This is a genomic window from Chryseobacterium sp. CH25 (assembly GCF_004119455.1).
Classification (GTDB): domain Bacteria; phylum Bacteroidota; class Bacteroidia; order Flavobacteriales; family Weeksellaceae; genus Chryseobacterium.
Window position 1 is genome coordinate 397,600 of the sequence record NZ_NRQT01000002.1, and the last position, 26,375, is coordinate 423,974.

General features: G+C 34.8%; 18 protein-coding genes and 2 pseudogenes. 11 read left to right on the forward strand and 9 right to left on the reverse strand.

Annotated elements, in window-relative coordinates; translation table 11 throughout:
• Position 1: 1 nt before the first annotated feature.
• Entirely contained in the window at positions 2–2,287 is a 2,286-nt protein-coding gene (locus BOQ64_RS07200) for a TonB-dependent siderophore receptor (protein WP_129054568.1), read from the reverse strand.
• Between the two features lie 183 nt (positions 2,288–2,470).
• Here BOQ64_RS07200 and BOQ64_RS07205 point away from each other — a divergent pair, with 183 nt between their 5' ends.
• Positions 2,471–3,526 carry a Gfo/Idh/MocA family oxidoreductase gene (locus BOQ64_RS07205; RefSeq protein ID WP_129054570.1) on the forward strand — a complete coding sequence of 352 codons (1,056 nt, stop codon included), beginning with the start codon at positions 2,471–2,473 and terminating at the stop codon, positions 3,524–3,526.
• A 124-nt stretch (positions 3,527–3,650) separates the two neighbouring features.
• Here BOQ64_RS07205 and BOQ64_RS07210 read toward each other — a convergent pair.
• A pseudogene (locus BOQ64_RS07210) lies at positions 3,651–5,545 on the reverse strand (ABC-F family ATP-binding cassette domain-containing protein).
• A 207-nt stretch (positions 5,546–5,752) separates the two neighbouring features.
• Here BOQ64_RS07210 and BOQ64_RS07215 point away from each other — a divergent pair.
• Positions 5,753–6,265 (forward strand): 5' nucleotidase, NT5C type, encoded by a 513-nt coding sequence (locus BOQ64_RS07215; RefSeq protein ID WP_129054572.1) that lies wholly within the window; start codon positions 5,753–5,755, stop codon positions 6,263–6,265.
• Positions 6,266–6,412: 147 nt separating this feature from the next.
• Complete coding sequence (locus BOQ64_RS07220; protein WP_129054573.1) at positions 6,413–8,071, forward strand: alpha/beta fold hydrolase; 1,659 nt, start codon at positions 6,413–6,415, stop codon at positions 8,069–8,071.
• 154 nt (positions 8,072–8,225) lie between these two features.
• Here the strand turns inward: BOQ64_RS07220 and BOQ64_RS07225 are convergent, their stop codons facing one another.
• Positions 8,226–9,089, reverse strand: a complete 864-nt coding sequence (locus BOQ64_RS07225) for a glycoside hydrolase family 25 protein (protein WP_129054575.1) — start codon at positions 9,087–9,089, stop codon at positions 8,226–8,228.
• Positions 9,090–9,154: 65 nt separating this feature from the next.
• On the opposite strand from BOQ64_RS07225, the gene BOQ64_RS07230 reads away from it, so the two are divergent.
• The 5 genes from BOQ64_RS07230 (at position 9,155) to deoC (ending at position 13,642) form a co-directional block, all read left to right on the forward strand.
• Positions 9,155–10,417, forward strand: a complete 1,263-nt coding sequence (locus tag BOQ64_RS07230; RefSeq protein WP_129054577.1) for an NAD(P)/FAD-dependent oxidoreductase — start codon at positions 9,155–9,157, stop codon at positions 10,415–10,417.
• The gene (trmD, locus tag BOQ64_RS07235) at positions 10,414–11,085 is read left to right on the forward strand and encodes a tRNA (guanosine(37)-N1)-methyltransferase TrmD (RefSeq protein ID WP_129054579.1); all 672 of its coding nucleotides are present in this window, start codon (positions 10,414–10,416) and stop codon (positions 11,083–11,085) included. The genes BOQ64_RS07230 and trmD overlap by 4 nt, the downstream gene beginning before the upstream one ends.
• Positions 11,086–11,461: 376 nt before the next feature.
• Complete coding sequence (locus BOQ64_RS07240) at positions 11,462–12,397, forward strand: endonuclease/exonuclease/phosphatase family protein (RefSeq protein ID WP_129054581.1); 936 nt, start codon at positions 11,462–11,464, stop codon at positions 12,395–12,397.
• 26 nt (positions 12,398–12,423) lie between these two features.
• Positions 12,424–12,894, forward strand: a complete 471-nt coding sequence (locus BOQ64_RS07245) for an Lrp/AsnC ligand binding domain-containing protein (protein ID WP_047490188.1) — start codon at positions 12,424–12,426, stop codon at positions 12,892–12,894.
• Between the two features lie 4 nt (positions 12,895–12,898).
• The gene (gene deoC / locus BOQ64_RS07250; RefSeq protein WP_129054583.1) at positions 12,899–13,642 is read left to right on the forward strand and encodes a deoxyribose-phosphate aldolase; all 744 of its coding nucleotides are present in this window, start codon (positions 12,899–12,901) and stop codon (positions 13,640–13,642) included.
• A 56-nt stretch (positions 13,643–13,698) separates the two neighbouring features.
• Here the strand turns inward: deoC and dusB are convergent, their stop codons facing one another.
• On the reverse strand, positions 13,699–14,694 hold the full coding sequence (gene dusB / locus BOQ64_RS07255) for a tRNA dihydrouridine synthase DusB (RefSeq protein WP_129054585.1): 996 nt from the start codon (positions 14,692–14,694) through the stop codon (positions 13,699–13,701).
• Positions 14,695–14,914: 220 nt separating this feature from the next.
• The gene (locus tag BOQ64_RS07260) at positions 14,915–18,142 is read right to left on the reverse strand and encodes a hypothetical protein (RefSeq protein ID WP_129059670.1); all 3,228 of its coding nucleotides are present in this window, start codon (positions 18,140–18,142) and stop codon (positions 14,915–14,917) included.
• Between the two features lie 150 nt (positions 18,143–18,292).
• Between BOQ64_RS07260 and BOQ64_RS07265 the strand changes: the two genes are divergently transcribed.
• From BOQ64_RS07265 to BOQ64_RS07275, 3 genes are all read left to right on the forward strand, one after another.
• Positions 18,293–19,027, forward strand: coding sequence for a T9SS type A sorting domain-containing protein (locus BOQ64_RS07265; RefSeq protein ID WP_129054587.1), 735 nt, complete (start codon positions 18,293–18,295; stop codon positions 19,025–19,027).
• A gap of 91 nt (positions 19,028–19,118) precedes the next feature.
• Positions 19,119–19,979 carry a lamin tail domain-containing protein gene (locus tag BOQ64_RS07270; protein ID WP_129054589.1) on the forward strand — a complete coding sequence of 287 codons (861 nt, stop codon included), beginning with the start codon at positions 19,119–19,121 and terminating at the stop codon, positions 19,977–19,979.
• Positions 19,980–20,163: 184 nt separating this feature from the next.
• Positions 20,164–20,973 carry a lamin tail domain-containing protein gene (locus tag BOQ64_RS07275; RefSeq protein ID WP_129054591.1) on the forward strand — a complete coding sequence of 270 codons (810 nt, stop codon included), beginning with the start codon at positions 20,164–20,166 and terminating at the stop codon, positions 20,971–20,973.
• 53 nt (positions 20,974–21,026) lie between these two features.
• On the opposite strand, the gene BOQ64_RS07280 is transcribed toward BOQ64_RS07275, so the two are convergent.
• The 4 genes and pseudogenes from BOQ64_RS07280 to BOQ64_RS07295 form a co-directional block, all read right to left on the reverse strand.
• Entirely contained in the window at positions 21,027–23,849 is a 2,823-nt protein-coding gene (locus BOQ64_RS07280; protein WP_228448258.1) for an aminopeptidase, read from the reverse strand.
• A gap of 53 nt (positions 23,850–23,902) precedes the next feature.
• A pseudogene (pyrF, locus tag BOQ64_RS07285) lies at positions 23,903–25,281 on the reverse strand (orotidine-5'-phosphate decarboxylase).
• Between the two features lie 120 nt (positions 25,282–25,401).
• Positions 25,402–25,746 (reverse strand): YkvA family protein, encoded by a 345-nt coding sequence (locus BOQ64_RS07290; RefSeq protein ID WP_129054593.1) that lies wholly within the window; start codon positions 25,744–25,746, stop codon positions 25,402–25,404.
• Positions 25,747–25,829: 83 nt separating this feature from the next.
• Positions 25,830–26,369 (reverse strand): TlpA family protein disulfide reductase, encoded by a 540-nt coding sequence (locus BOQ64_RS07295; protein ID WP_129054595.1) that lies wholly within the window; start codon positions 26,367–26,369, stop codon positions 25,830–25,832.
• Between the last annotated feature and the right edge of the window lie 6 nt (positions 26,370–26,375).

Consider the following 26,375-nt stretch of genomic DNA (forward strand, 5'->3'; position numbering starts at 1 on the left):
TCTACAGTTTGTATGTCAACGTAAAATAATAATTTCTTGGCATAATAGGATTCACTGAGTAATTCTCGTGAACGTTGTAGTTTACAACATCAAACAGGTTACCCACTCTTCCCTGGATAGAGAATTTATTCCACTCGTAACCAACAGATACAGAAACCGTAGTATAATCTTTTAGATCAAACATTCTACTTACGTTGTTTCTACTTGTATTGGTTGATTTTGAATCATTCCACCCAGCGATTCTATCTCCGATGTAGTAGACTCCAGCCCCAACTTTTAATCCTTTTACATAGTTTGTAAATTTATAGAAAACAGAAGCATTTGCTGTTGTTGCCGGTGTTCTTACCAATCTTTGGTTTTCAACATATCCTTTTTCAGGAGTATCAAGATAAACAGAGTTGTTATAAGAGAAACCTCCGATGATCGATAAGTTTTCCGTAGGATTTCCTGTAATGTCTAATTCTACACCACGGCTTCTCATATTTCCTGCAAATTCTTTAAGATTGGTATCTGTTGAATTTACAGGTGCCCCATTTGTATTAGAAGGGAACCAATACGTTTGATAATAATTGTTGTACATAATCTGGTAAGCTGTTAAATTAACAGCTAAAGCGTTATTCCAGAAATTCTTTTTAACACCAATTTCGTATTGATCAACTGTTGATGGTTTTATGCTTTGTTTTGATAAATTAGTTAGTTGATCTTGAACTTGCGTAGCAGATTGATTAGTATTTACTGTACCAAACTGATCTGAAGTATATCCTGCATTGGAAGCAAATGAATTCGTATATGTAGCAAATACCGAAAGATTTTCATTTGGAGCATAAACCAATCCTACTTTTGGAGAGAATGCATTATCAGATGTTGAAGAATTTGCTACTTCAAATTTATCGTTTGATTTAAAACGGGTAGTCAGCGTAGGCATATTCTCTACATAAGACCATCTTAATCCAGCGATTACTTTTAGTTGTTTTGTTAAGCTGATAAAATCTTGTGCATAGATCCCAATTCTTCTTGTATTGATTCTGTTTCTTGTAGTAAGAGTAGAATTTGGCATATCAATATTTCCCCATGTTGAAGGATCATCTAAATAAAGAAGGTTTTTTGGGTCTGTAACAGTATAAGCGTAAGCATCTGCCTGGCTATAATCTGCATCTGAACCAATTAATACCTTATGGTTAATGCTTCCGGTATTGAATTCACCATTGATGTTTACTTGTGCAGAAGTATAATTCTGTTCGTTGTAAGTTTTACCAAAAGGTCTTTTCCAGGATAATCTGTTGGGATCTACCGCTTTATCTTTAGTGTCATAGATCCATTGTACTCTTTCAGAAGAAAAATAATCTTTCGTATAGTTCTGGTAAGAAGCTGTAGCGTTTAAAGACCATCTTTCGTTAAACTGATGATTGAAAGTTACGTTTGTAGAAGCTTGTTGTACATTTTGATATTGCCAGTCAGTTCCATAGAAAACGTTTCTGGAAATGTTATCATTCAATCTGTAACTTTGATCCCTTTCTGTAATAGATCCAAGCCCGAAATCAGGAGTGAAGTTATTTTTAAGATAATCTGCCTCCACAATTAATTGAGACTTCTCACTTAAATTAAATAAGAATGAAGGATTGAAGTAATATTTTTCAGACTGTACAACATCTCTGAAACTTTCAGCGTATTCGTAAGTTCCGTTGACTCTGAAAGCAATATTTTTAGATAATGGACCGTAAACATCAATTGTTGGTTTGTAAGAATTCCAGCTTCCGCCGTTTAATCCAATGCTTCCACCAAAATTGAATTTAGGCTTTTTCGTAATCATATTGATAACACCTCCTGCTGCAGTATTTCCGTAAAGCATTGCGTTTGCCCCCTTTAAAACTTCTACTCTTTCAAGACCACTTACCTCTGGGAAAACTCCGCTATTTATTCTTGATCCATTCTTGAAAATATTATCATTTCCTAAAATAAAACCACGCCCTCCAAAGCTGTCCTGAGAATTTCCTCTGGATGAAGTGATATACATCCCGTTTATATTCTGAAGAACATCGCTTAATTGTTTTGCCTGCTGTTGCTCAATGATTTCATGAGTAACGATAGCAATAGGTTGTGGATTTTCCATTACCGTCAAATTAGACTTTGTAGATAATGGTCTCGCCTGATTAGGATTTCCTGTTTTATGAAGATTGATATCTTCAATTGTTTGGGTTCTGATGGTATCTGCCTCAGCGTTTTTCAGCTGTGAACTTGCTGAAACAGCGATAAATAGAAGACCTAAAGATAGTAATTGTCTTTTCATTTTATTTTTATGTAGAACAGTTTTAAATAAGGCGCAAATGTAAGTATTTGTTTAGAATGAATAAAAATTAATTTATGATTTTTGTCATGTCTTTTTAGGGTGAATTATATGGATAGTTTCTATCCTTATTGTTGGTGCATAATTCAGTGTTTTTTATGAATATATTTGTTGAAAAATAAAAATATGCAACTGGTAAAAGCTGGGCTTTGTGCCTTTGGGATGAGTGGGAAAGTTTTTCACGCACCCTTTTTAAAAGAACATCCGGGGTTCTTTATTTCTGCGGTAGCGGAAAGAAGTAAAGAAGAATCGAAGGAAAAATATCCTGAAGCTACTATTTACCGTTCGGTAGAAGACATGCTTCAAAATGCAGATGTGGAATTGGTAATAATCAATACTCCGGTTCAGACCCATTATGAATATGCTAAAAAAGCATTGGAAGCAGGAAAAAATATCATTGTTGAAAAACCTTTCACAGTAAATGTAGAAGAAGCAGAAGAACTGGTAAAACTGGCAGAAGAAAAAGGATTGTTTTTAAGTGTATACCAAAACAGAAGATTTGATCGCGATTTTCAGCAGGTACAGAATATTTTGAATGAAGGAAAACTGGGAAATATTAAAGAGGCAGAAATCCGTTTTGACAGGTTCCGTACCACACCAAGTGGAAAACAGCATAAAGAAAGTCCGGATCAGATTGGCTCGGGTTCATTGCATGATCTGGGAGCCCATCTTGTAGATCAGGCTGTGCAATATTTCGGATACCCTGAAAAGCTTTTTGGTGATGTATTTTCTATGAAAGGATCAGAGTTTGCCAATGATTATTTTGAAATTCTGCTATTCTACAAAAATGATCTGAGAGTACGATTAAAATCTTCTGTATTTACGAAAGAAGATCATTACGCTTATAAAATTCATGGAGACAGAGGTAGTTTCTTACAAGAAAGGACCGATAATCAGGAAGCCGAATTGGTCGCCGGAGCTATTCCTGTCTATGGAAAAGAGTGGATGCAGCCTTTGAAAGAAGCAGATGGTATTTTAAATTATCTGAACGAAAACTCAGAAACAGAAAGGATATTTACTTCAAGTGAAGCTGGAAATTATATGGATTATTACCAGCAAATCTATGAGCATATTGTCTTCGGATATCCTTTGCCATCACCAGGAAAAGAAGTCATCCAGAATATGAAAATCATTGATGCTTCAGTAAAAAGTGCAAAAGAAGAAAAAGTGATTGTACTATAAATTATATGATAAGTTTTATGAATGAGTTCAAAGTTTAAGGTTAATGATAGTCAGAAGTATAAATTGTCTACTCTTTTACTTTCAAGCCCTCTCTTACTCTCAAACTCATTCATAACTTATATTTTTACATGATTTCCTGAAGTTCCAGCCATCTCATTTCATGATTCTCCAACTTTTCAGAAACTGTTTCCAGTTCCGCTGAAAGTTTGGCTATCTTTTCGTAATCAGATTCGTTATTAAGCTGGTCCAGGATTTTAGCCCGCTGTTCTTCCAGTTCAGGCATTTCTTTTTCAATAGTTTCTAATTCTCTTTGCTCGTTAAAGGTTAACTTCCTTTTTTGAGCGTTGGAAGATGAAGTCTTTTCTGCAACAGTAACAGTTTCTTTTACAGGTTCAGGTTTTACAGCTGTATTTTTTTCTAAAGCTTCTTCACGGCTTCTTGCTTCACGATATTCAGAGAAGTTTCCTACGAAATCTCTGATTTTTCCATCTCCTTCAAAAGCAAGAACATGATCTACAATTCTGTCCATGAAATATCTGTCGTGGGAAACGATGATTAAAGATCCCTGAAATTGCTGCAGGAAATTTTCAAGAACTGTTAATGTAGGAAGATCCAGATCATTCGTAGGTTCATCAAAAATCAAAAAGTTAGGATTCTGATATAAAATATACATCAGGTGCAATCTTCTTTTTTCTCCTCCGGATAATTTTGAGATAGGAGAGTATTGTGTCTGATCATCAAATAAGAATAATCTAAGGAACTGAGATGCAGAAAGACTTCTTCCATTAGCTAAAGGATAGAATTCTGCAATTTCTTTAATAAAATCAATAACACGTTCATCCTCTTTATAAGTAAGACCTTTCTGAGCAAAATATCCGAAAGAAATAGTTTCTCCCGTTTCAATTTCTCCTTTGTCATATTTTTCAAATCCCTGGATGATGTTCAGTAATGTAGATTTTCCGGCTCCGTTTTTTCCAATGATTCCTACTTTTTCACCACGTTGGAATGAGTAGCTGAAATCTTTTAATAAAACTTTAGTTCCGAAACTTTTATCAATATTTTTTAGTTCAAGGATTTTATTCCCCAGACGCTTCATTTCAAAATCCAGTTCCAATCCTTGTTTTCTCGTATCGGTTTTGGCTACTTTTTCTGTTTCGTAAAAAGAGTCAATTCTGCTTTTTGATTTTGTAGTTCTTGCTTTGGGCTGTCTGCGCATCCATTCCAATTCCTTTCTGTAAAGGTTATTGGCCTTATCAATGGTAGCATTAAGGTTATCCTCACGAATCATTTTATTTTCAAGATACGTAGCATACGAACCATTGTGAACATAAAGATTTCTGTCTTCCATTTCCCAGATAATATCACAAACACTATCAAGGAAATATCGGTCGTGGGTAACGAGTAATAATGTGATTTTTGCTTTGTTCAGATAGTTTTCAAGCCATTCTACCATATCCACGTCCAGGTGGTTGGTAGGTTCATCCATGATAAGAAGCGTATGTTTGTGCTCTGCTCGGGTTTCAGTCAATAATTTAGCAAGGGCAACACGTTTAATTTGTCCTCCGGAAAGCGTTCCCATTTTAGCATCAAGATCTGTGATCTTAAGCTGGGAAAGAATCTGCTTCATTTCATTTTCAAGATCCCAGGCTTTGTGGGCTTCCATATCAGCCAGTGCTTTTTCAATAAAATCATGATCTGTAGAATGAAGAGACTTATGGTAATTCTTCAAAGCAAGAATAGGTTCGGAATCAAGAGTCATCATGAATTCTTCAATGCTTAGATTAGAATCAAAATCAATTTCCTGGTCGAATAAAACAACCTGGATATCTTTATTAATGATCGCAGTACCGCTGTCTGCAATTTCTTTACCCATTAAAATTTTCAGAAGGGTGGATTTTCCACTTCCATTTTTGGCAACAATGGCAATTTTGTCTCCTTCATTAATGTGAAAGGAAATGTTTTCAAACAAAACTTTGATGCCATAAGATTTGGTAAGATTTCTGCAGAAACGTAATTCATTGGAAATTAATAGTTTGATTTTAATTTTGAACTGAGCGGCAAAAATACGAAAATGTAACCATAAAATTTTCCGGAACCGGCTTTATAAAATTGAATATTTATGATTTATTAATAAACTGTGTCCATAATCAGAGAAAACAATTTGGTAATTTTGATAGGCTCAATATAAATGACGGAGCTATAACAATATAAATCTGATTTGAAGCAATGAAAAAAGTAATTGTAGACATGGATGGGGTAATGGCAGATGTATATCCTCAACTGATTGAATTTGAAAAAAGAGATACCGGAAGAGAAGTGGTATCTGATGCTATGACTGGGAAGCCGGAGATAGAAGCTTTTCCCAACGGAAAAAAACATGTGAATGAAGTAGGGTTCTTCAGAACATTGCCAGTGATGAAAGGGAGCCAGGAAGCTATAGAATACCTGAACAATAAATATGAACTGTATATTGTTTCCGCAGGAATGGAGTTTCCCAACAGTTTAAGAGAAAAATATGACTGGTTGGCTGAGCATTTTCCATTCATCACCTGGGAGCAGATTGTGCTTTGTGGAAGTAAAAAGGTAGTGTCAGGAGATGTGATGATTGATGACTATCCAAAGAACCTGGATCATTTTTCAGGGCAGAGGTTGATTTTTACCCAACCACATAATGAGCTCATCGAAAACGAAACTTATAGAAGAGTAAATTCATGGGAAGAGATCATGGAGATTTTATAAAAGGACAATTATATTTAGAATCTTTTTTAATTGATGTACTGAAGGGTGTTTTTTTAGAATAAATTTAACAGAAAAGAGATTAAATTTAATAATACCTTATGAAGGGTGAAGGTGATAAAATAGATAAGTTTGCATCAAACTTTTACCATGAAAAAACTTATTGTTTTATCCTTTATTCTTACGGTTTCAGTATTTAATGCACAGACTATTTCCGGAACCATTATTTCTAAAAATGAAAATCAACCTGTTCCTTATGTGAAAATTGGGGTTGAAAAGAAAACAACCGGAACCATTTCTGATGGAAAAGGAAATTTCTCAATAGATCTTACCGGTTTAGATCCACAACAGAAAGTAAAAATAGAAGTGCCAGGATATGAAACTTATGAAGAAGCAGTACAGGATTTTAAAAAACATGATCAGCAGAAGGTATTCTTAAATGAGAAAACTAAAACGATCAAAGAGATTGCTATTAAACCTAAAAAACTGGTAGATAAAAACTGGGGAGTAAAAACGAAAACTAAAAGTGTTTTATATTTTGTTAATCCAGCAAGCAAAAAAGCAGGTTTCTTGGGTGAAACTGCTTTAGAATTTAATGCAAAGAAAAGGTCTAAAATCAAAAATATTAATTTGAATATTGCTAAATATTCTTCCACAGAACCAGTTCTGATGCGTTATAGTATCTATAGTGAGAAAGATGGTTTCCCAGATAAAAATCTTTTAGACGAAGAAATTACAGTACAGCTTACTGAAGATATGATTAAAGATGGAACTTATACGCTTGATGTGAATGACCATAATATCTGGGTGAATGGAAAGTTCTTTGTAGGGATCAATTTTTTAAAAGAATTTGACGGATACATTAAAATTAGTGCTGCTTTGTTTAAGACTGGATTTATCAGAGAGTTCTATGGAGATTGGAAAAAAATGACTATTGCTGCACCCGCTATTAATATTGATGTGAAAATGGATAAAAACGGTAAGGATACAAAAGATGATGATGGAGGCTATGCAGATAATGATGAGGTTTCTCAGGGATGGGCCACCGATAATTCAAAAAATATAGAGGAAGCAGATCGATCGATCTATGGTAAAAATGACTCTGCTGGAAAATATCTGAAACTGAAAGATACCGATCTTTATTATGAAGTATACGGAGAAGGTGAACCTTTGGTATTGCTTCACGGAAATTCAGGGAGTATCAAAGATTATTATCAGCAGATCCCTGTTTTATCCAAGCAGTATAAAGTTATTGCGGTAGATACAAGAGGGCAGGGGAAGAGTAAAGATACCTCCAAGAGAGATTTTACTTATAAATTATTTGCAGATGATGCAAAAGCATTAGCAGATGAGTTGAAACTTGATAAAATTAATATTGTAGGCTGGAGCGATGGTGGAAATACAGGGCTTGAATTTGCTTTGAAATACCCGGAACGTCTTAATAAGCTTGTAGTCATTGGAGCAAATACTTTTCCTGAAGGAGTAGAAAATAAGCTTATTGAAAGGCTTACCAATCAGATGAAGCAGTTGAAAGATATGGCTCCGGAAGAAACATTTGGTGAGCGCAGACTTTTAAAGATCATGCTTACAGAGCCTAATATCAGTAAAACTGATTTAAATAAAATAAAAAGTCCGGTTCTCGTTATTGCAGGTGATAGGGATGTTATCAAGCCGGATCATACTGAATTTATATCCAGACAAATTCAAAATGCTGAAAAGAAAATTTATCAGGACACCACTCATATGGTCCCTTTTGAAAAACCGGATCAGCTTAATACAGACATCCTGAACTTTCTTGGGAAAAAGTAAGTGATGTGAAGCTGGAAGCTGGATGTTTAAAAAGCTCCTTTTAATTTCAACATTGAAATTAAAAGGAGCTTTTTGAGTAGCTGAAAAATGAACTGAAAACTGTTATTTAGAACTTCAATAACTTTCATCTTTCTACATCCATCTTCAAGCCTTATTAATCTAGTGTCAGTCTTTTCAGCGACCAGGAATTACCATTGTAAATATCCAGATCTACCTTAGTATTAATTCCGTGAACAATTCCGTTTTCAGTAAATTGCCAGAAGTCCCACTGGTCATCTGGAGATGGAGTAGGAACATCATTATAATTGGCCAGCCATAAAGGATACCCTTTAAATTCGCCTTTCAAAAAATCTTTATGATAATGATAATAGGTGTAAATAATAGGCTTTTCACCGTATGCTTCCTCTACGATTTTACACCAGACCTTCAGATCTTCCACTAATTTTTTATTGGTCTTCCGCTTCGGAATTTTTTCAATATCCAGAATTGGAGGAAGATCACCACTTTCCAGTTTTACATTTGCCAGAAAATTATTGGCTTGGATTACCGGATCTTCATCAGCTCTGTAAAAATGATAAGCTCCGCGGATCAGATTGTGCTTTTTAGCCATTTCCCAAAACTCATCAAAATGCTTATCGGCACTTTTATTTCCCATCGTTGCCCGCATTACTACAAATTCCAGAGGAATGGTTTTGTTACCAATGCTGAGACTGTCCCATTTGATGTCTTCCTTATTCTGATAATGAGAAACATCAAAGCCGTAGGTCTTATCAAGATTATTGGCTAGTATTCTTTGGATCCTGGAACTTTCCCTTTCACTGTTGTGAAGTTTTTTGTGGGTAAATTTATTAAAGTACAATGCATAGTAATAACTTACGGATTGTTTAAGATAGAACCCGGTTCCAATTAAAGCTACAATTAAAATGGCTAATATCACCCTTCGACGGAAAAAATAGTTGTTCCGTCTGTTCTTATGGATCTGTTTGGCAGTTTTTTTGGTGTACTTTTTTGGTGTCATAAAGTTTTGCAAAAATAACTTTTTTCACTACTAAATGCTAAATAAAATCAGTAAATTTGTGTATTATGGAAACACGCGAAAAAATCATCATTATAGGAGGAGGATTTGCGGGGCTGCAGCTTGCAAAAACATTGAATAACAAGAACAAAAAGGTTATTGTTCTGGATCGGATGAATCACCATATGTTTCAGCCGCTTTTTTATCAGGTAGCCTCAGGAAGGATAGAACCTTCCAACATCTCTTTCCCCTTCAGAAAGATTTTTCAGCAATCCAGAAACACTCAATTCCGGATGACGGAAGTAAAAGAGATTGATGCAGCCAATAATAGAGTTATTACGGATGAAGCGGAATTTACGTATGACAAACTTATCATAGCAACAGGCTGTAAAACTAATTTTTTCGGTAACAAGGAGCTTGAAGGAAAAGCTTTCGGAATGAAGAATACTCAGGAAGCCATCAGCATCAGGAATCACGTTCTGATGACCTTTGAGAAACTGATTATTGAGAAAAGCAGAAGCGATGACGGAAACTGGAATATCGTTATCGTAGGAAGCGGGCCAACCGGTGTAGAATTGGCGGGAGCCTTTGCTGAAATGAAAAAAGATATTCTTCCAAGAGACTATCCTTATATGAATTTCGATCATCTGAAGATCATCCTGGTAAGTTCTACAGAAAAACCTCTTGCAGTAATGAGCAGTGAAGCTCAGGAGAAATCTGAAAAATACCTTAAAGATCTTGGGGTAACTTTCATGAGCGGAGAAGTAGTTACAGATTATGATGGCGATAAAGTACACTTGAAAAGCGGAAAAGAAATACCATCCAATAATGTAATTTGGGCAGCTGGTGTTACAGGAAATGTAATAGACGGTTTCCCTGAAGAAAAATTAGTGAGAAACAGATACATCGTAGACCGCTACAATAAAATAAAAGGGTACGATAATATTTATGCTATTGGTGATATTGCTTATATGGAGACCGAAAAGTATCCGCAGGGACATCCACAGGTAGCTAATGTAGCCATTAATCAGGCGAAAAATTTAGGACGAAATTTCTTAAAGAAGAACTCAGGCGAGTGGAAGGAATATGAATATGATGACTTGGGATCTTTAGCAACTATTGGAAAGCACAGAGCCGTTGTAGACCTACCTTTTATAAAATTCCAGGGATTTTTAGCCTGGTATTTCTGGATGTTTCTCCATTTAATGCTAATTTTGAGCGTTCGAAATAAGCTGGCCATATTCTTCAACTGGATGTGGAGCTATATCAACAAGGATTCTTCCTTAAGATTAATTATTATACCTACTAAGAAAAACGGAACATTACAATGAGAATTGATATCATAAGCGTACTTCCAGAATTGATGGAAAGTCCATTTCAAACCTCTATTTTAAAGAGGGCAATGGACAAAGGACTGGCAGAAGTACATTTTCATCACTTGAGAGACTGGGCAATCAATAAGCACAGACAGATTGATGATGAGCCTTACGGAGGCGGAGCAGGAATGGTGATGATGGTAGAACCATTAGATAAATGTATCTCAGAATTAAAATCTCAAAGAGAATATGATGAGGTTATCTATCTGACACCTGACGGGGTAACGCTTAATCAGAAAATAGCCAATTCTCTTTCCATAAAAAACAATCTGCTCTTTCTTTGCGGACATTACAAAGGAATAGACCAAAGAGTAAGAGATCTTCATATTACCAAAGAAATATCCATTGGTGATTATGTACTTACCGGTGGGGAGCTTGCAGCATGTGTGCTGGCTGACTCTATCATAAGACTGCTTCCGGGAGTTTTGAATGATGAGCAAAGTGCTTTAACGGATAGTTTTCAGGATGATCTTCTGTCGCCGCCCATCTACACAAGGCCCGAAGTTTATAAAGGACTGGAGGTTCCTAAAGTCTTATTAAGTGGTAATTTTGGAAAAATTGAAGAATGGCGTCATGATGAAGCAGTAAGAATTACTAAAGAAAAACGACCTGATCTTCTTTAATATGGCGGTAAAGGGTATTTGAAAACCTATTTTTATGTGTTCTATTTGTCTACAAATTAAATGGAATAATATTTGTTGTTATTTTAAGTGATAAGGAAAATATTAGCAATTTTTGCTCATTAATTGGATTTTTGTTTTCAATATTTTAATTTTTATTCATTATTTTTATTTCGATATATTGAATAAAATAAAGTAATAGTTGAAAAATTAATTCACTATTATTAGTTTTATTGATTTTTTTTATTACTTTTGAAGCATTTCTTATTATAAATTAATTTATTGATATTATCAGCAAATTAATGTGATTTGAAAAATAATAATAAATTTAAGACTAGAAAAAAGAACATATTAATTAAAAGTATAGAAATTTGTGTTGATGGAACTGTTCTCTTTTTATAATGTTGAAAATTTATTTTTACCCGATCCTAAGCCTGTTCATAAATTAGATCCTACACAGTCAGGTTTAAGAAATTGGGATGAGAGAAGATATAAAAATAAGCTTTTTAAAATCTCTCATGTTTTTCAATTGATGAAGGAGGAAAATGGAGTATTGCCATTTATTATAGGGCTATCCGAAGTTTCCGGAAGGAAGGTTTTGGAAGACCTCGTAGAAATGGAACCCTTTAATTCTGAATATGGAATTGTACATTATAATTCTATGGATGAAAGAAAGGTGGATGTAGCCATGTTATACGATAAAAATAAAGTAGAGGTTATAGATTCTGAAACCATTACTTTCTTTTTTGAAATAACCTATAAAAACACAGGAAATTACGACACAACCAGAGACGTACTTTTTTCAAAAATTAAATATAAAGGGGAAATTATTAATGTCTTTATCGCCCACCTTCCCTCTAAGCGAGAAAAAGATATTAATAAACCTAAAAGAGCCTTTATATTAAATGAGGTCCGACAGCGGATTATGAAAATTGTAGATGCAGATAGAGAACATGTTATATTGTGTGGTGATTTTAATGAAAACCCGGATGATGAAAATTTAGTTCAAATTCTCTATGACAACGATCATGAGAAGGTTTTAATGAATCCTTTTCAGGAGTTGTTTTCTACAAGAAATTATTCTACTTTTCATTATAAATCTGGATTGCTGTATGATCAGATTATTATGTCGAGATCTTTTCTTGATAATAAAACGCTGGCTTTTCAGGAAGCCCATGTCTTTAATTCTGAGAAACTCAGCAGCAGGACCAGAAATTTTGAAGGACGCCCTTTCCGAACTTATGCCGGTACCCGGTATTTAGGTGGATACAGCGATCATTTCCCGGTTTTTGTAAAGTTTAAAAGCTTATCATAAAAAACATAAATAATAAAAAGTAGAAAATGAAAAATTCGAGCAACACAAGTTATCATTTAGACTCCATCGACAAGGAAATAATCTATATGTTGATGGATAATGCTAAGACTTCTTTAGCACACATCTCAAAGAATGTTGGGATCTCAACCACAGCAGTACATCAAAGAATAAAAAAATTGGAGCATGCAGGAGTTATTGAAAATTCAATTTCGTTCCTTAATCCTAAGAAAATCGGATATAAAGTGATTTCTTATATCGGTGTATTTTTGGATCAGCCAAGTCATTATCCAGATGTGGTAAAATCTTTGCATGATATCAATGAAGTGGTAGAAGCGCACTATACAACAGGAAATTATACAATATTCCTTAAAGTTCTTTGTAAAGATAATGATCATTTGATGCAAATTCTTAGCAAACTCCAAAAACTGAAAGGAGTAACAAGAACAGAAACTTTTATATCTTTGGAGCAAGGTATTTACAGACAATTGAAAGTATAACGATATGAACATAGCCCAATATTTGGATTCAACTTACTTGAAGACACCGGAACAGTCAGGGATTTCAGATGAAGATACCCTTCAGATTGATAAAGAACTTGCTCAGGAAGCCATTGATAATGGTATTTTTGCAGTAATGATCAGGCCGGATTATGTAGCTGAAATTAAAAAATATATTAAGGAGAGAAATTCAAATGTTGCAGTAGGAACTGTTATAGGATTCCACGAAGGAACATACTCAATAGAAGAGAAACTTGCAGAAGCTTTAAAAGCTATTGAAGACGGTGCAGATGAACTGGATTTTGTAATTAATTACAATGCCTATCTTCAGGGAAATATAAACTTGGTAAAAGAAGAATTTGTAAAATGTACAAAGCTGGCTTTGGAACATCATAAAATTGCAAAATGGATTATTGAAATTGCTGCTTTAACAGATGAGCAGATTGCAGATGTTACTAAAAATATATCGAACTGGGCGGAAGACAATTTTTCAGCAGATGATTTACCAAATATTTTCGTTAAATCATCAACCGGTTTTTATAAAACGACAGATGGAAAGCCTAATGGAGCAACATTTGAAGGGATAAAAATCATGCTGGATAACGCTGGAAAGCTTCCTGTAAAAGCTGCCGGAGGAGTAAGGACTCCAGAAGATGCGGAAAAAATGATCAGCCTTGGAGTGAAGAGGATTGGTACTTCCTCAGCTTTAGCACTCATTAAAAATGAATCCTCCTCAGGCGGATATTGAAAATGATATTCAAGAATAATAAAAAAACCATCAATTCAATTTGATGGTTTTTATTTTTATACCTGTGCCTGATATTCTTCGTAGAATTGTTGGGTTTCCTTAATCAGGGCATCCATTTCTTCTAAGGTGAATACTTCCAGGAATTTTTTTCTGAAATCCTTAAAGTGAGGAACTCCACGGAAATAATTACCGTAATGTTGTCTCATTTCTACCAGTCCTAATCTTTCTCCTTTCCATTCTGCGCTCCATTCAGCATGCTGACGAACCGCTAATAATCGGTCTGAAACAGTAGGAGCAGGTAAATGTTCGCCTGTCTTAAAGAAATGCTTGATTTCATTAAATATCCAAGGGTAACCAATAGCTGCACGCCCAATCATAATTCCGTCACAAGCATACTTCTGTTTGTATTCCAGCGCTTTTTCCGGAGAGTCTATGTCTCCATTTCCGAAAATTGGAATCTCAATATTAGGATTTTGTTTAATTCTTGAAATATGCTCCCAATCTGCTTCTCCCTTGTACATCTGTGCACGGGTTCTGGCATGTATCGTAAGCGCTTTGATTCCGGTCTCCTGTAGACGTTCTGCCACTTCATCAATATTGATACAAGTGCTGTCCCATCCCAGACGGGTTTTAACTGTTACAGGAAGATGAGTAGAACTCACTACTGCTTTTGTAAGACGAACCATAAGGTCAATGTCCTTTAAAACTCCGGCACCGGCACCTTTACAGACTACCTTTTTTACAGGGCAACCAAAATTAATGTCTACCAGGTCTGGATTTACTGTTTCAACAATTCTTGCAGACATGGCCATTGCCTCTTCATCACCACCAAAGATCTGTATCCCAACTGGTCTTTCATAATCGAAAATATCCAGTTTTTTACGACTCTTCATAGCGTCACGAATCAATCCTTCGGAAGAAATAAATTCCGAATACATTAAATCTGCACCGTGCATTTTACATAAACGTCTGTATGGAGGATCACTTACGTCTTCCATCGGAGCCAGCAAAAGCGGAAATTCCGGCAGTTCTATGTTGCCTATTTTTATCATGGTGCAAATTTACAAAATTCTGAATAGTTGGAAATATGATATTATCTATTACTGTAAATGATGAGATTGAAAGGTGTTTGAGAGATTTTTGAGAGTGGGAGAGTATTAGAGTATTAGAATATTAGGGCAGGGATGATAGAAAATATTGAACTAGGAAGAAATAACTAATTTTAAACCTTAAACCTTAAACCTTAAACCTTAAACCTTAAACCTTGAATTTCTAGAAGCTTGCTTTTACCTGCATGCTTCCGATATGAATAGTTCTTTCTCCGGAGTTTCTTCCTTCGTAGTTTAAGTTCAGTTGGATAAATGAATTAAGGGCCTGTTGGATAAATACACTCCATACCTGGTTTTTTCCAGGTTTCAGACCGTCAAGCATCTGATTTCCTACAATGCTGAAATTATTACCGTTGAAATTGTTATTAATGAAAGAGAAATTTCCACGAATAGAAGTCTTTCTGAACTCCCATTGTACGGTTCCAGTGATATCAAAAGCTTTTAAGAACTCTTCACCATCTACTCTTTTCTTCTGACGATAAGCAGAAGAAAGTTCAGTTTGAATAGCATCTGTAAATTTATAGGTAGCCTTAGGTTTTGTTTCAAAATTATTTAAACGGTAATCTCGCGAGGTAAACAGCTGTGATGAGTTTTTGAGATCATGAACAGAATTTTCCCAATCGATCCTGAATTCTTTATTGAACCAATAACCGATATTCAGGAAGTGAGAAGTCTGCTCACGTTCTTCATTACTGAAATTAGCATTGATAAGATTATCATTTGTAATAAATCGGTAGTTTCCATTCCATCCGGATTTATCCGTTGGATTGAATTGTACTGATGTTAAAATATTTTGATTTTTAAGAATCTGATCGCTGTTTTTTTCAAATGGATTCAGTACCAGAACTTTATCTTTTTTGTAAAAAGAGTTTTGAGAATTTAATGAAATATTGAAATTCCAACGTTTTAAAAACGCATTTTCTGAGTTAAAGACAATCGCTGGATTTACAAATAAAGCCAACTGTAATTTGTTTTTATTGGATGGAATATACCGAACAGAATTGGTGTAGACTCTAATGTATTTAGCTAAATCAGAATATTCTGCAATCTCAAATTCATCAAGCTGCTGAATACCATCACCGTTGTAATCGGTCCATTTATAGACTCCCTGGCCGTCTGTTACTTTTATATACTGAAACTCTCTTTGTGCTTCCTGTCCGTTTCCTAATTCATAGAAAGCCTGTAAACGCATTCCATTTCTGAAAAGCTGTTGGTTGTAAAGAATATTTCCAACCACAAAATCGTTATTTCTGGTTACATCAACATCCGAAGTCTGGTAGAAAAATTTTCTGTAATGGATTAAGGCATTTAATGTTGTTCTCTCGGTTTTGATAATCTGACTTTCCGCCATGATCCCCAGAATATTGTTCATATTCTGAAGCCTGTTATCGCGTACAGAGTCATTATCTCTCATGTATACTTTAGCAAGCAATTTTGTACGGGTACTGTCTCCGATCTTTTTCTGAACGAAAATTTCCTTCCAGCTGAAACTTGTGACATCCATAAGTTGAGTGTCATTGTATTTCTTCTCATTATGTTCCATACTTCCCCCTATAGCCCAGCTTCCTTTCTTTCCTGTAAATTCAGTTGATATCCCACCACGGATGAACTTGGTGTCCTGAAGCGTAGCATTAGTGCTTAGGTAAGATAAATTTCCTTTTGTGAAGAAACGTCCGGTGATCCAACCGAAATCAAGATCGTTTTTAATCCCTTTGTAAGAATCCTGCTCATTTAAATAATTGATACGGTAATTTAAAGTAGACTTATTATTCCACTTGTTTAAAAAGCTGAAGATAAAACGATTCTGAGTCTTTTTATTAAATTCCTGTGTTAAGTTAAAGTCTCTGGAGAATTCTACATCATTGATACGGTCCAGGATATGGAACTGTTTGTCAATGTATTGATATTCAAAGCTTGGTGTTCCTTTCCATGTACTTTTTGTAAAGGTTTTATTTCCAAAAATACGATAGGCATATCCTGTATTCTGATTAGAATCTTTAGATGAAAATAGATTGACATCATAATTACTCAAGGAAATATCAGCTCCTATTTTTCCTTCATTCAGCAAATATTCAGAATTAAGAGAGAATACCTGGGATTTTTGTGGCGAAGGAAGTTTTCTTACCGCTCTGTAATCTCCCGAATTAGGACCCGCATATTCAAAAACACGTCCGTTATTAGTCGTTTTAGCTGTTTTATAATCACCTTTATTGGCTCCAAAATAAGTAAAAGATACCTGATAAAGAGTTTCATTAGGATCTGTAGAAAGTTCATAGAAATTTCCGGCAGGATTTAAGCGGTATAGAACTTTATTAACATCATATTCGGTAACAACTCCTGATGGAGCGTACATCAGATTAGGGTCATTTCCTGCATCAGCTAAAATCTGCTCATCTTCTTTTGATAAACTTAAGGCAAGAGGTGCATTTTTGTTATCATTCTCCATAAACCAGTTTAACCCAACTTTGAACTTTTCTCTTTGGTGCTCCAGTTTTCCGGTAAATAAATATCTTGAATAATTCCTGTTCGCGTAGTTGTAGGAAATAGTGATGAAATTTTGCTGGAAAATAGGGCGGAAACTGGTGAAAGTAACTTCACCTGTATTGTAATTAATAACATAATCCTGATTTTCTCCACGTTTCATTAGGATACCGTCAATAAAAACCTGTTCAGAACCTGAGATCAGAGTGATAAACTGTTCACCATTTTTCCCTGTTAAACGGTAAGGTCCCTGGTTTCCTTCAACCCCTTGAAAACGGATTCTGTGAAATTCACTTCGTGCCACACCGGCAGATATATCCACAAATGTTTTATTTTCTTTTCCAAATTCCGTTTGAAACTGAATTCCCATGCTTCGTCTCTGGTATTTGGCAAAATAATTTTTAGACTCCATTAAATCTAGATGCCCGGCTCTAAGAATAGACTTATCCTTAATGTTCAGCTGCATGTAGATTTTATCGAATTCTTCTAAGGTCTGGGTATATCCATCTGCCTGAATAGGCAGGTTATGATCCGAAATACTGGCCAAAATGGTGACATCTTTTGAAAGTCGACCGGAGATCTGAAGATCCATAGAACTCTGTACAGACTGTCCCTGATTATTACCAAATGTAATCCCGCGGATAATAGACCCTTTGGAATTTAGCTCACCTAAAAATCTTTTTTTATCATTTTTAGCCAATACAGCTTCATCAACAACAATTCTGTTATGAGTTCGGATAAAATCCAAAGTGTCTTTTGCAAAAATGTCCTGTTCAAGCCTTGCAGCGAGAATACTGTCTTTTTTTATGCTGTCTTCAGGAACGTTGGGATTTTTCCATGAAAATACCTGAGCATTTCCTGAAAATATGCCAAAGAAAAATACAACGAATAGGATAAAAATATTCCGCAACTCCTGAAAAATAATTCGTAAAAATAATTAAAAAATGTTAATAGCAGTAGATCAACTATTATTAACAGAAAATTAATCTAAATATTGTGATACCCTTAAATTTAAGGGTAATTTAGCCATTGAAATTATCAATAATATAAAATTATAATCATGAAAAAACTTTATTCGTTATTGGCTGTTGCAGTTCTTGCTGTTTCATTATCAGCGCAAGGTTCAGAATCATTTACTAATTTGAGTGCTACGGCTGGTGGTTATACAGCTGGAAGTTTTGTAGGAGACAATAGTGTTACTTGGAACTATAGTGGAGCAAGAAAAGTTACGTCTGGAGATAATGTTACAGGAACATCTGTTGGTTTTGATTCCAGTGGAACGAGAAATGTAAAAGCAAACTCCGGAGCAGCCGGAGTAGGAAATATTACCTATACAGTTAGATCTTACTTTACAGGTGGTACAGCAGCTAATAGAGCTATTCAGGTATATGTTAACGGAACAATGTATGATTCTTATGCATTAGATGCTATGGCTACAAATTATACGAGAACTTTAACTGCAAATATTTCTGGAGATGTTGTAATAGAATTCAGAGCTACAGGCAGCAGACAGATTGTTTTGGATGATATTTCCTGGACAGCAGCAGGAAGTCTGGGAACAACAGAAGTTAAAGGCAAAAAACAAGTTTTTATTAAAAATACTTCTGTAAATAATGAAGTCTATTTTGGAGCCAAATCTGATATTAAGATTTTCAATGTGAACGGACAGGTTGTAAAAACTGCTTCTGTTTCAGAAAATGGATCTGTAAATATAGAAACTCTACAGAGTGGGATTTATTTTGTGGCAGGAAATGTTAATGGTGAAGCCATATCTGAGAAGATTATTAAAAGGTAATTTTAATTAATTGTTAAATATATACCGCTGTTTCAAAGGGATAGCGGTTTTTTTTGTAATTTTACGATATAAATTTTAAAAAAATTATTTTATGAAAAAGATCTTTACTATTTTAGGAGTTGCTTTTGCTTCCGTAATGATGAATGCACAAGTAACTATTGCACAGATTTATGTTGGTGGTGGTAATACTGGTGCTACATACAATAAGGACTACGTTGTTTTGTTTAATAAAACTAGTGCAGCAGTCGATGTTTCTGGGTGGTCTGTACAATATGCAGCTGCTACTAATAATGGAGCTTGGACTGGAAAGGTAACAATTCCTCAAAGTTCAACCATAGCTCCTTATTCCTATTATTTAGTAGCTCTTGCAAGTGCTAATATTAATATTGGAACAGCATTGCCTACAGCTGATTTTGATAGTGGTGCAAGCGGTTTCAATATGGGAGCAAATGGTAAGGTTGCTTTAATGAATAATTCAACTACAATTAACGGAGCAGCTCCAACTGGTGCTATTGATTTTGTAGGAATGGGAACTGCTAATGCAAAAGAAGGAGCTGCTACTGCACCAGCGGGAACAGCTGTCAATGCTATTTTTAGAGCTAGTGGGGGATGCGTAGATACTAATGAAAATGGTGCGGACTTTACTTTAGCTGCAGCAACACCAATAAACTCTACAAATGCACAAAACCCTTGTGGTACCTTGGGAGTTTCTGATGTAACATCTATTAAATCATTAAACTTCGTGAAAAATACTTTCGTAAAAAACAACGAAATTACTTTCGGAGCTGATGTTAAAGATGTAAAAGTTTTCAATATGTTCGGACAACTTGTAAAAGAAGCTTCTGTAAAACAAAACGGAACTGTAAACGTTGCTGAATTAGCAAAAGGAAACTATATCGTAACAGGTACAGTAAACAACGCTGCAGTATCTCAAAAAATCTTAAAAGACTAATTTTAGTTTTAGATTAAAATAGAGTCCGGCCATTTCGAAGAAATAGCCGGATTTTTTATGTGGATCATTTGATTTTTTTCGGGTAGGAGTATAAAATATTTATGATGGTGTTTTTTGTATATTTCCTAAGTATGTGGTATTGTTTTTGATATTTTTATCATAACTTCCTCTTAAAATTATTTTAATGAAAAAAATCTTTACTATTGCTGGTTTAGTTTTGATGACTGCTCTTACCAATGCCCAAATTGTGATTAATGAGATTTATGGGGGAAATGGAAATTCAGGAGCTGTTTTCAAAAATAATTATATTGTCCTGAAAAATATAGGAACCACTTTGGTTTCTTTAACAGGAGCCAGTATACAATATGCCCCTGCAATTGGAGCTTTTACTGAATATCATACCCTGCCGGATTTTACATTGGGACCAGAAGAAACTTATCTGATTCAGGAAGCTTCTGTGGATGGTGGAGTAGAAGCGTTGCCAACACCAGATTTTATAGCAACAACTGTTACAAATTTTGATGGCACACCTAATAAATCCAATGGAATAAGAATTTCAGGAACATCTGGGAAGCTGGCATTGGCAGGAAATATTGTACAGGTAATGAATCCATCCTCCTCCAATGTATTGGATTTTGTAGGCTATGGTGCCAACGCAGACCAGTTTAAAGGAGATGGACCGGCTCCTTCTCCTACAGCCTCAACGGCAATCCGAAGAACTTTAGAAAATAATAGTGATAACAGAGCCGATTTTTCTGCTGAAGGTACTGCAAAAGCTGGTTTTGTTCAGAATCCTTTTATAAAAGATGGAAATGTGCTTTTCGGAATGCAGATTAAAGATGTAAAAATATACGATACCTTCAGACAGGTTGTAAAAAAATCTCCAACAAAATTTGCTCAGAACATAGACATTACAGAACTTCCAAAAGGAACTTATATTGTGACAGGAACGGTTAACAATGCTCCGGTCTCACAAAAGATTGTAAAAGATTAGTTTTTTAATATTTTTGATAAGGAACAGCTTACATATAAGCTGTTCCTTTATTTTTAATACCAGCCTCTTCTTGCTGCATTGATAATTGATCCGAGATTAAGAACCAGCGTATATCGGATACGTTTTGCATAATCTTTAAACCCGGGCTCAAATCCCAATGAAGACTGTACCGGAAAATAAACTTCCAGAAAATCCGGGATGATTCTTACTTTAATTCCACTATCCCAGATAAATTTTGGAGAATGATCCTTATTTTTATACATTCCTGCATCGGCATACACATGAAATATTTTCCAAATGCTGGAATCTACATTCACAGAGGTGATCCATTGATTAACTGTTCCTGGAAGAAAGGATTTGAATCCACCATCAGCTAAAATAAACTGCTGTGAAAGAAGGCCGCTGCTGGCACTTTCTCCTAAAAGGTTATAAGAGAATGTGTAATTAGACACTCTTGAAATTCCATAATTGAATAAATCATTACGGGTGTCGTTTCTAAGGAAATATCCGGCAAATAAACGGACGCTTAGCTTCTGCCTTGGAGCGAATTCCCATCTGTAGAATCCTTCAGCAGTAATTTTATTAAAATCTTCCATTCCCTGTGCACTCAAACTGAAACTTTTCTCATGGATCATCTGACTGTCACTGTAACTGTATCCCAATCCCCAAAGGTTATACTTCTTGTAATCATCATTGGCGATCATAATAGGACTCAGGTCTCTTTCAAAATAATTATAAGAAACACCAAGGCTTCTGCTTACTGTGCTTCTTGGATTTTTTCTAAAGTTTAGGGTTGAATATACTGAACCTTTTCTGTAAGCTAAATCATAATCATAATGGAAATAAGATCCTGAAACCCCAAATGTTATACTTCTGAACATACTTTCAGCTGGCAGGAAAGAGTAAGATACTCCACCTGAACCAGTCAGTTTTCCTGTTCCGGTACTGTATGTTGGGGTAAATGAATACAGAAATTTCTGATCAAAAAATGATTGATTCTTAAAATTAGCACCCAACAAAAACTTATCATAAGTGTTGTTGAACCGGACTCTAGGACTTACATAAATTTCATTGTATTCAGGATTAGGAATGTCCTTTATGAGTTTAAACTTAATCTTTTTTGTATTTGAAAATATTCCTTTGGCATACAGAAAGTTATCCCGATAACTGGACTCCGGGAAAATGTAACCATTATTTAAGGTTATTTTATAAATGTTATCCGAGGCAGGAAGAGAGATTTCTTTTATTTTCTCATTCTCTTCCGTTTCTATCCAGTAAGATTTTCTTTCCCCATTTTTGGTTTCTGTTTCAAGCTTTACCGGGATAGGAGTATCTGTATTTATTGCAATTTTAATCTGCAAAGAATCGTTTTCCTTTGTAATATGTTTCAGCTTAAAATTTACTCTGTTTTTCTGTTCAAAGAAATTTTCCAGATAATGGGCAGACTTTTCTTTAGAGGATAAATATTTCAAAAAATCATTAGGATTAATCTTACTTCCAGAATTTTTTGAAAGATATTCTTTTACAAGATCATTGAATGGCTGATCACCCATTTTATCAGCAGAATAATTGAAAAGACTTCCTGTTTCAAAACTGCTGATGGCCATATCGTTGAAATTACTCAAGCTATTAAAATCTTCGTCAATTTTCTGATCCAGATTCTGAAGCATGATATATTGATAAGCCAATCCGTAACGATCCAGGAGCTTTACTTTGGATGCATGGAAGAATTTTAAAGGTTTAATCCCAAATATCTTATATTCGGGTAGTATTCCTAAAAGTTTAGTGTCTTTATAGAATTTTTTCAGATACTGTATTTCAAGATAGGATTTTAAGCCATTTTTGAACCAGTGATCTTTTTGTTTATCTGCGATGATCTCTTCATCAAGAATTTTTTTTGTAATGATTCCGAAATAATCAAGATCTGTTTTTTCAGCATCTGTAAATAGCTGGAATCTGAATTTCCAGAAAGTAATATCGTTATTTCCAAAGAAATCCTCTTTAGCCCTGAATTTGTCTGAAATGAATATGCTTTTTGGAAGGGATCCTATTTTTTCTTTCAGAAATTTTAAATGAAGAGGTAAGTAAAATTCCAGGTTCTGTTTTTCTTCAGGCTTAAGATTATATCCAAACTTTACCTCAATATCTTCGCCATCAATATTGGATTTTATGATGGGGTAAGCATTTGGAGAAACAGAAAATTCCGGATCTGAGTCAAGATAACCCTGAAAAGAGTTGAGCTGAATCTGTGGCAGATTACTTTCGATAAAGCTATTGACAGGAATATCAAAATTTACGGTCCAGAAAGTATTGAAACTTACCGGTTCTTCAATATCGTGGTATTTTCTTGGAGAAATATTGTCCGGATCAAAACGATCCGGAACAATAAAGAAATATTTTAAAGCCGTATTCTGTCCGGATGTTCCATATCCCGTAAATTTTTTATCGGGAAGCTGTATACGGTATTGTAACTGCAGAGTAGTACTTTCACCAGGTTTTAATGCTTCTTTCAGAGGAAGAAAAAGATTTTCATCTGAATTTGTATTAACGGGTATTTCCTGATTTCCTGAATCTTTAATATTGAGTTCAAGAAGTTTTCCCAGTTCATGGCTCTTAGCAAAATGAAGGTCATTGTTTCGGTCTTCCAGCTTTCTGTAGACTAGGGATGTTCCGCGTTTGTTGTAAGCGGAAACCCAATTCAGAAGTTTTACTGTCTGCAGGTCTTTGTCTGAATGATTGTAATAAACAATCTCCTGATTCACCTCAAGGGTTTTTCTGTCAGGAGAAAGTTTTGCTCCAATGTATATACTGTCTTTCTGTGCAGAAATCTGTATAACTCCACAAAACAAAATAAGGCAAATGCTGATCTTTTTCAAATATCCGTGATAAAGCTCAAATATAGCTTATTTTGTATATACTTTATAAGATTTTAATCCTGAATTGCTTTTTTTACCAAAGAATTAATATAAGCATTCCAACCTTCATTTTTATAAGTAACTGCAGCTGCTTCCGGATCTTCAGACTTATAAATTCCTCTTCCTACGATGATGAAATCTGTGTGTAAAGTTTTGAAAACATGCTCAGGAGTATTATACTGCTGTCCTTTTCCATCACCTGAATCTGCAAGGTTTACCCCTGGGGTGAATAATAGAAGATCTTCAGGAATTTTATTCTGAGAAACTCCACCAATTACGTTAGGATGAGATACAGCTACTTTTAATGCTTCTTCACGGTAGCTGGCCGTAGTTAATGCACCTTTTGAAGACATTCCAACAATGGCTACAACGCCTACATTTTTGAAGCAGTCTAAAGATTCAAAACCGCCAATAACCTGAGAGGTTACGAAATCAGCCCAGTCAGTAATTTTGAAAACTCCGCTTGTAAATTGTAATTCCTGAGTATTTCCGATATCTGCGAATTTTCTGTCTTCCATTAATAAGAACTGATGTCTTGCAGCAATTTCTTTTAAAGGGGTAATTGTTTTTCGTACTCAAAATCAGAAATGATATCGATGTGTGTTTTTAAAGCAATAATATGTGGCCCCACTTTTTCAGCAAATGTCAATAATTCCTGAGTGGTTGTAACATCTGCAGAAGCAATCAGGTTAGATTTTTTTGCTATAGCTGTTTCCAGTAATTTTTTAGAAACAGAATGCTGGGTATTGCTTAGTTTTTGTTCATAAGAGGCTCTGGTTTCTTCTTCGAACTGAATGTGGTTACCCTGTAAGAAATCCTGAATTCTCTTTACTTCTTCATCAGATAGCTCACCGGTTTCCTGAAGAACTCCACATACTTCTGAAATATTGAAAAGAGTGTGTACTCTGTAACCTTTGCTTTCTAACAGCTGTTTCCCACCTTGCTCTCTGTCCAGCACTACTACAATATCAGAAACTTTAAGATCTTCCTGTTCTATTTCAGGGATGGTCTCTAGCAAAGATTTTCCTGAAGTAATAACGTCTTCTACCAGCAGACAGTTTTGCCCTTTCTGGTAAATTCCTTCAATTAACTTCTTTGTACCGTAGCTTTTTGCTTCTTTTCTTTTAATAATTAATGGAATATAACTTTCCAATGACATCGCAGTCGCCATAGGAAGAGCAGCATAAGGAACTCCACATATTAAATCAAAATTATCCAATGGAAGCATTTCCAATAAATAATTAGCCAGATTTTTTAAGATTTTAGGATCTGAAGCCAAAGGTCTTAAGTCTACATAAAAAGGGCTTTCGATACCACTTTTTAAGGTAAACCTTCCAAATTTAATGATGCCTAGCTTGTAGCACTCCAAAAAGAATTCTTTTTTACTTTCCATTATTTTTTATTAGATATTGCAAATTTAAGGATTTGAAATAAGGCTTAAAAATTTATCGCCCATTTGCTCAATAAAAAACCATTCTGTAAGTATCAGAATGGTTTTGAAAATATAAATAAACTATTGTTTTATGATCTCGGCATCAATCACTTGAGTACCTTTATATTTTTGTTCAGCTTCCCAAAGTAAAAATTTGTCAACCTCTTTGATGAGTTTTGGAATTGTAAGTGACAATACTGCCAGATCATCCATCACTCCAAGTACAGGGATCGCAAATTCAGGAAGAAGGTCAATGGGAGAGATGACATACAGAATTCCTAATAGCGGAAGAATAATGTCAATGGATTTCATAGGATAAGCTCCTTTTCTCCACATTTTTACCATTCTGAAAATATCAGGGATCTTTTTTACAAAGCCCTTGTGACTGATAGCTTCTTTTGCAAGATTTAATTTTGAATATTTCATTTTGTGTTTGGATTTACATAAATTTTTCAACATTATAAATTTCACAAATCCTGTACCAACAAATTATAAAATTTAGTTAAAATTTATTTGATGATATTATCAATAAACTGGTGCACAGTCTCTGAGTCCCAGTCTTTTGTGGCATCTTCCTTAATAAGGATTCTACCGGTTTTATCCAGAAGAAAAGTGGTAGGGAAAACTTTAGGAAGAATCTTTTCAGATATAGGGCTTTGAGCAATATATACCGGTACAGTATAATTATTTTCCTTTAAAAATTTTATTACGTCTTCTTCTTTATCATTCATCGCAATAAGAACAAAATCTACATGTTCTTTTCTGGAATCATACAGTTTCTGAATAGATGGCCATTCTTTTCTGCATGGTGGGCACCATGTTCCCCAGAAATTAAGGAAAACAGCTTTGTTCTTAAAATTTTTAAGGTTGGTGCTTGGTGCATTGATTCCCTTAAGCTCTACGTCATAATCTTCTTCACTGATATGTACTGCGTTTTCAATCGTAGCAATCGGAAAGAACTGATTTTTCAGAAAATCCTTTACTCCAGGTACAAATGCAATAATACCGATAATGACAATAATTATAATATAAATAATCCCTTTTTTCATATTCTG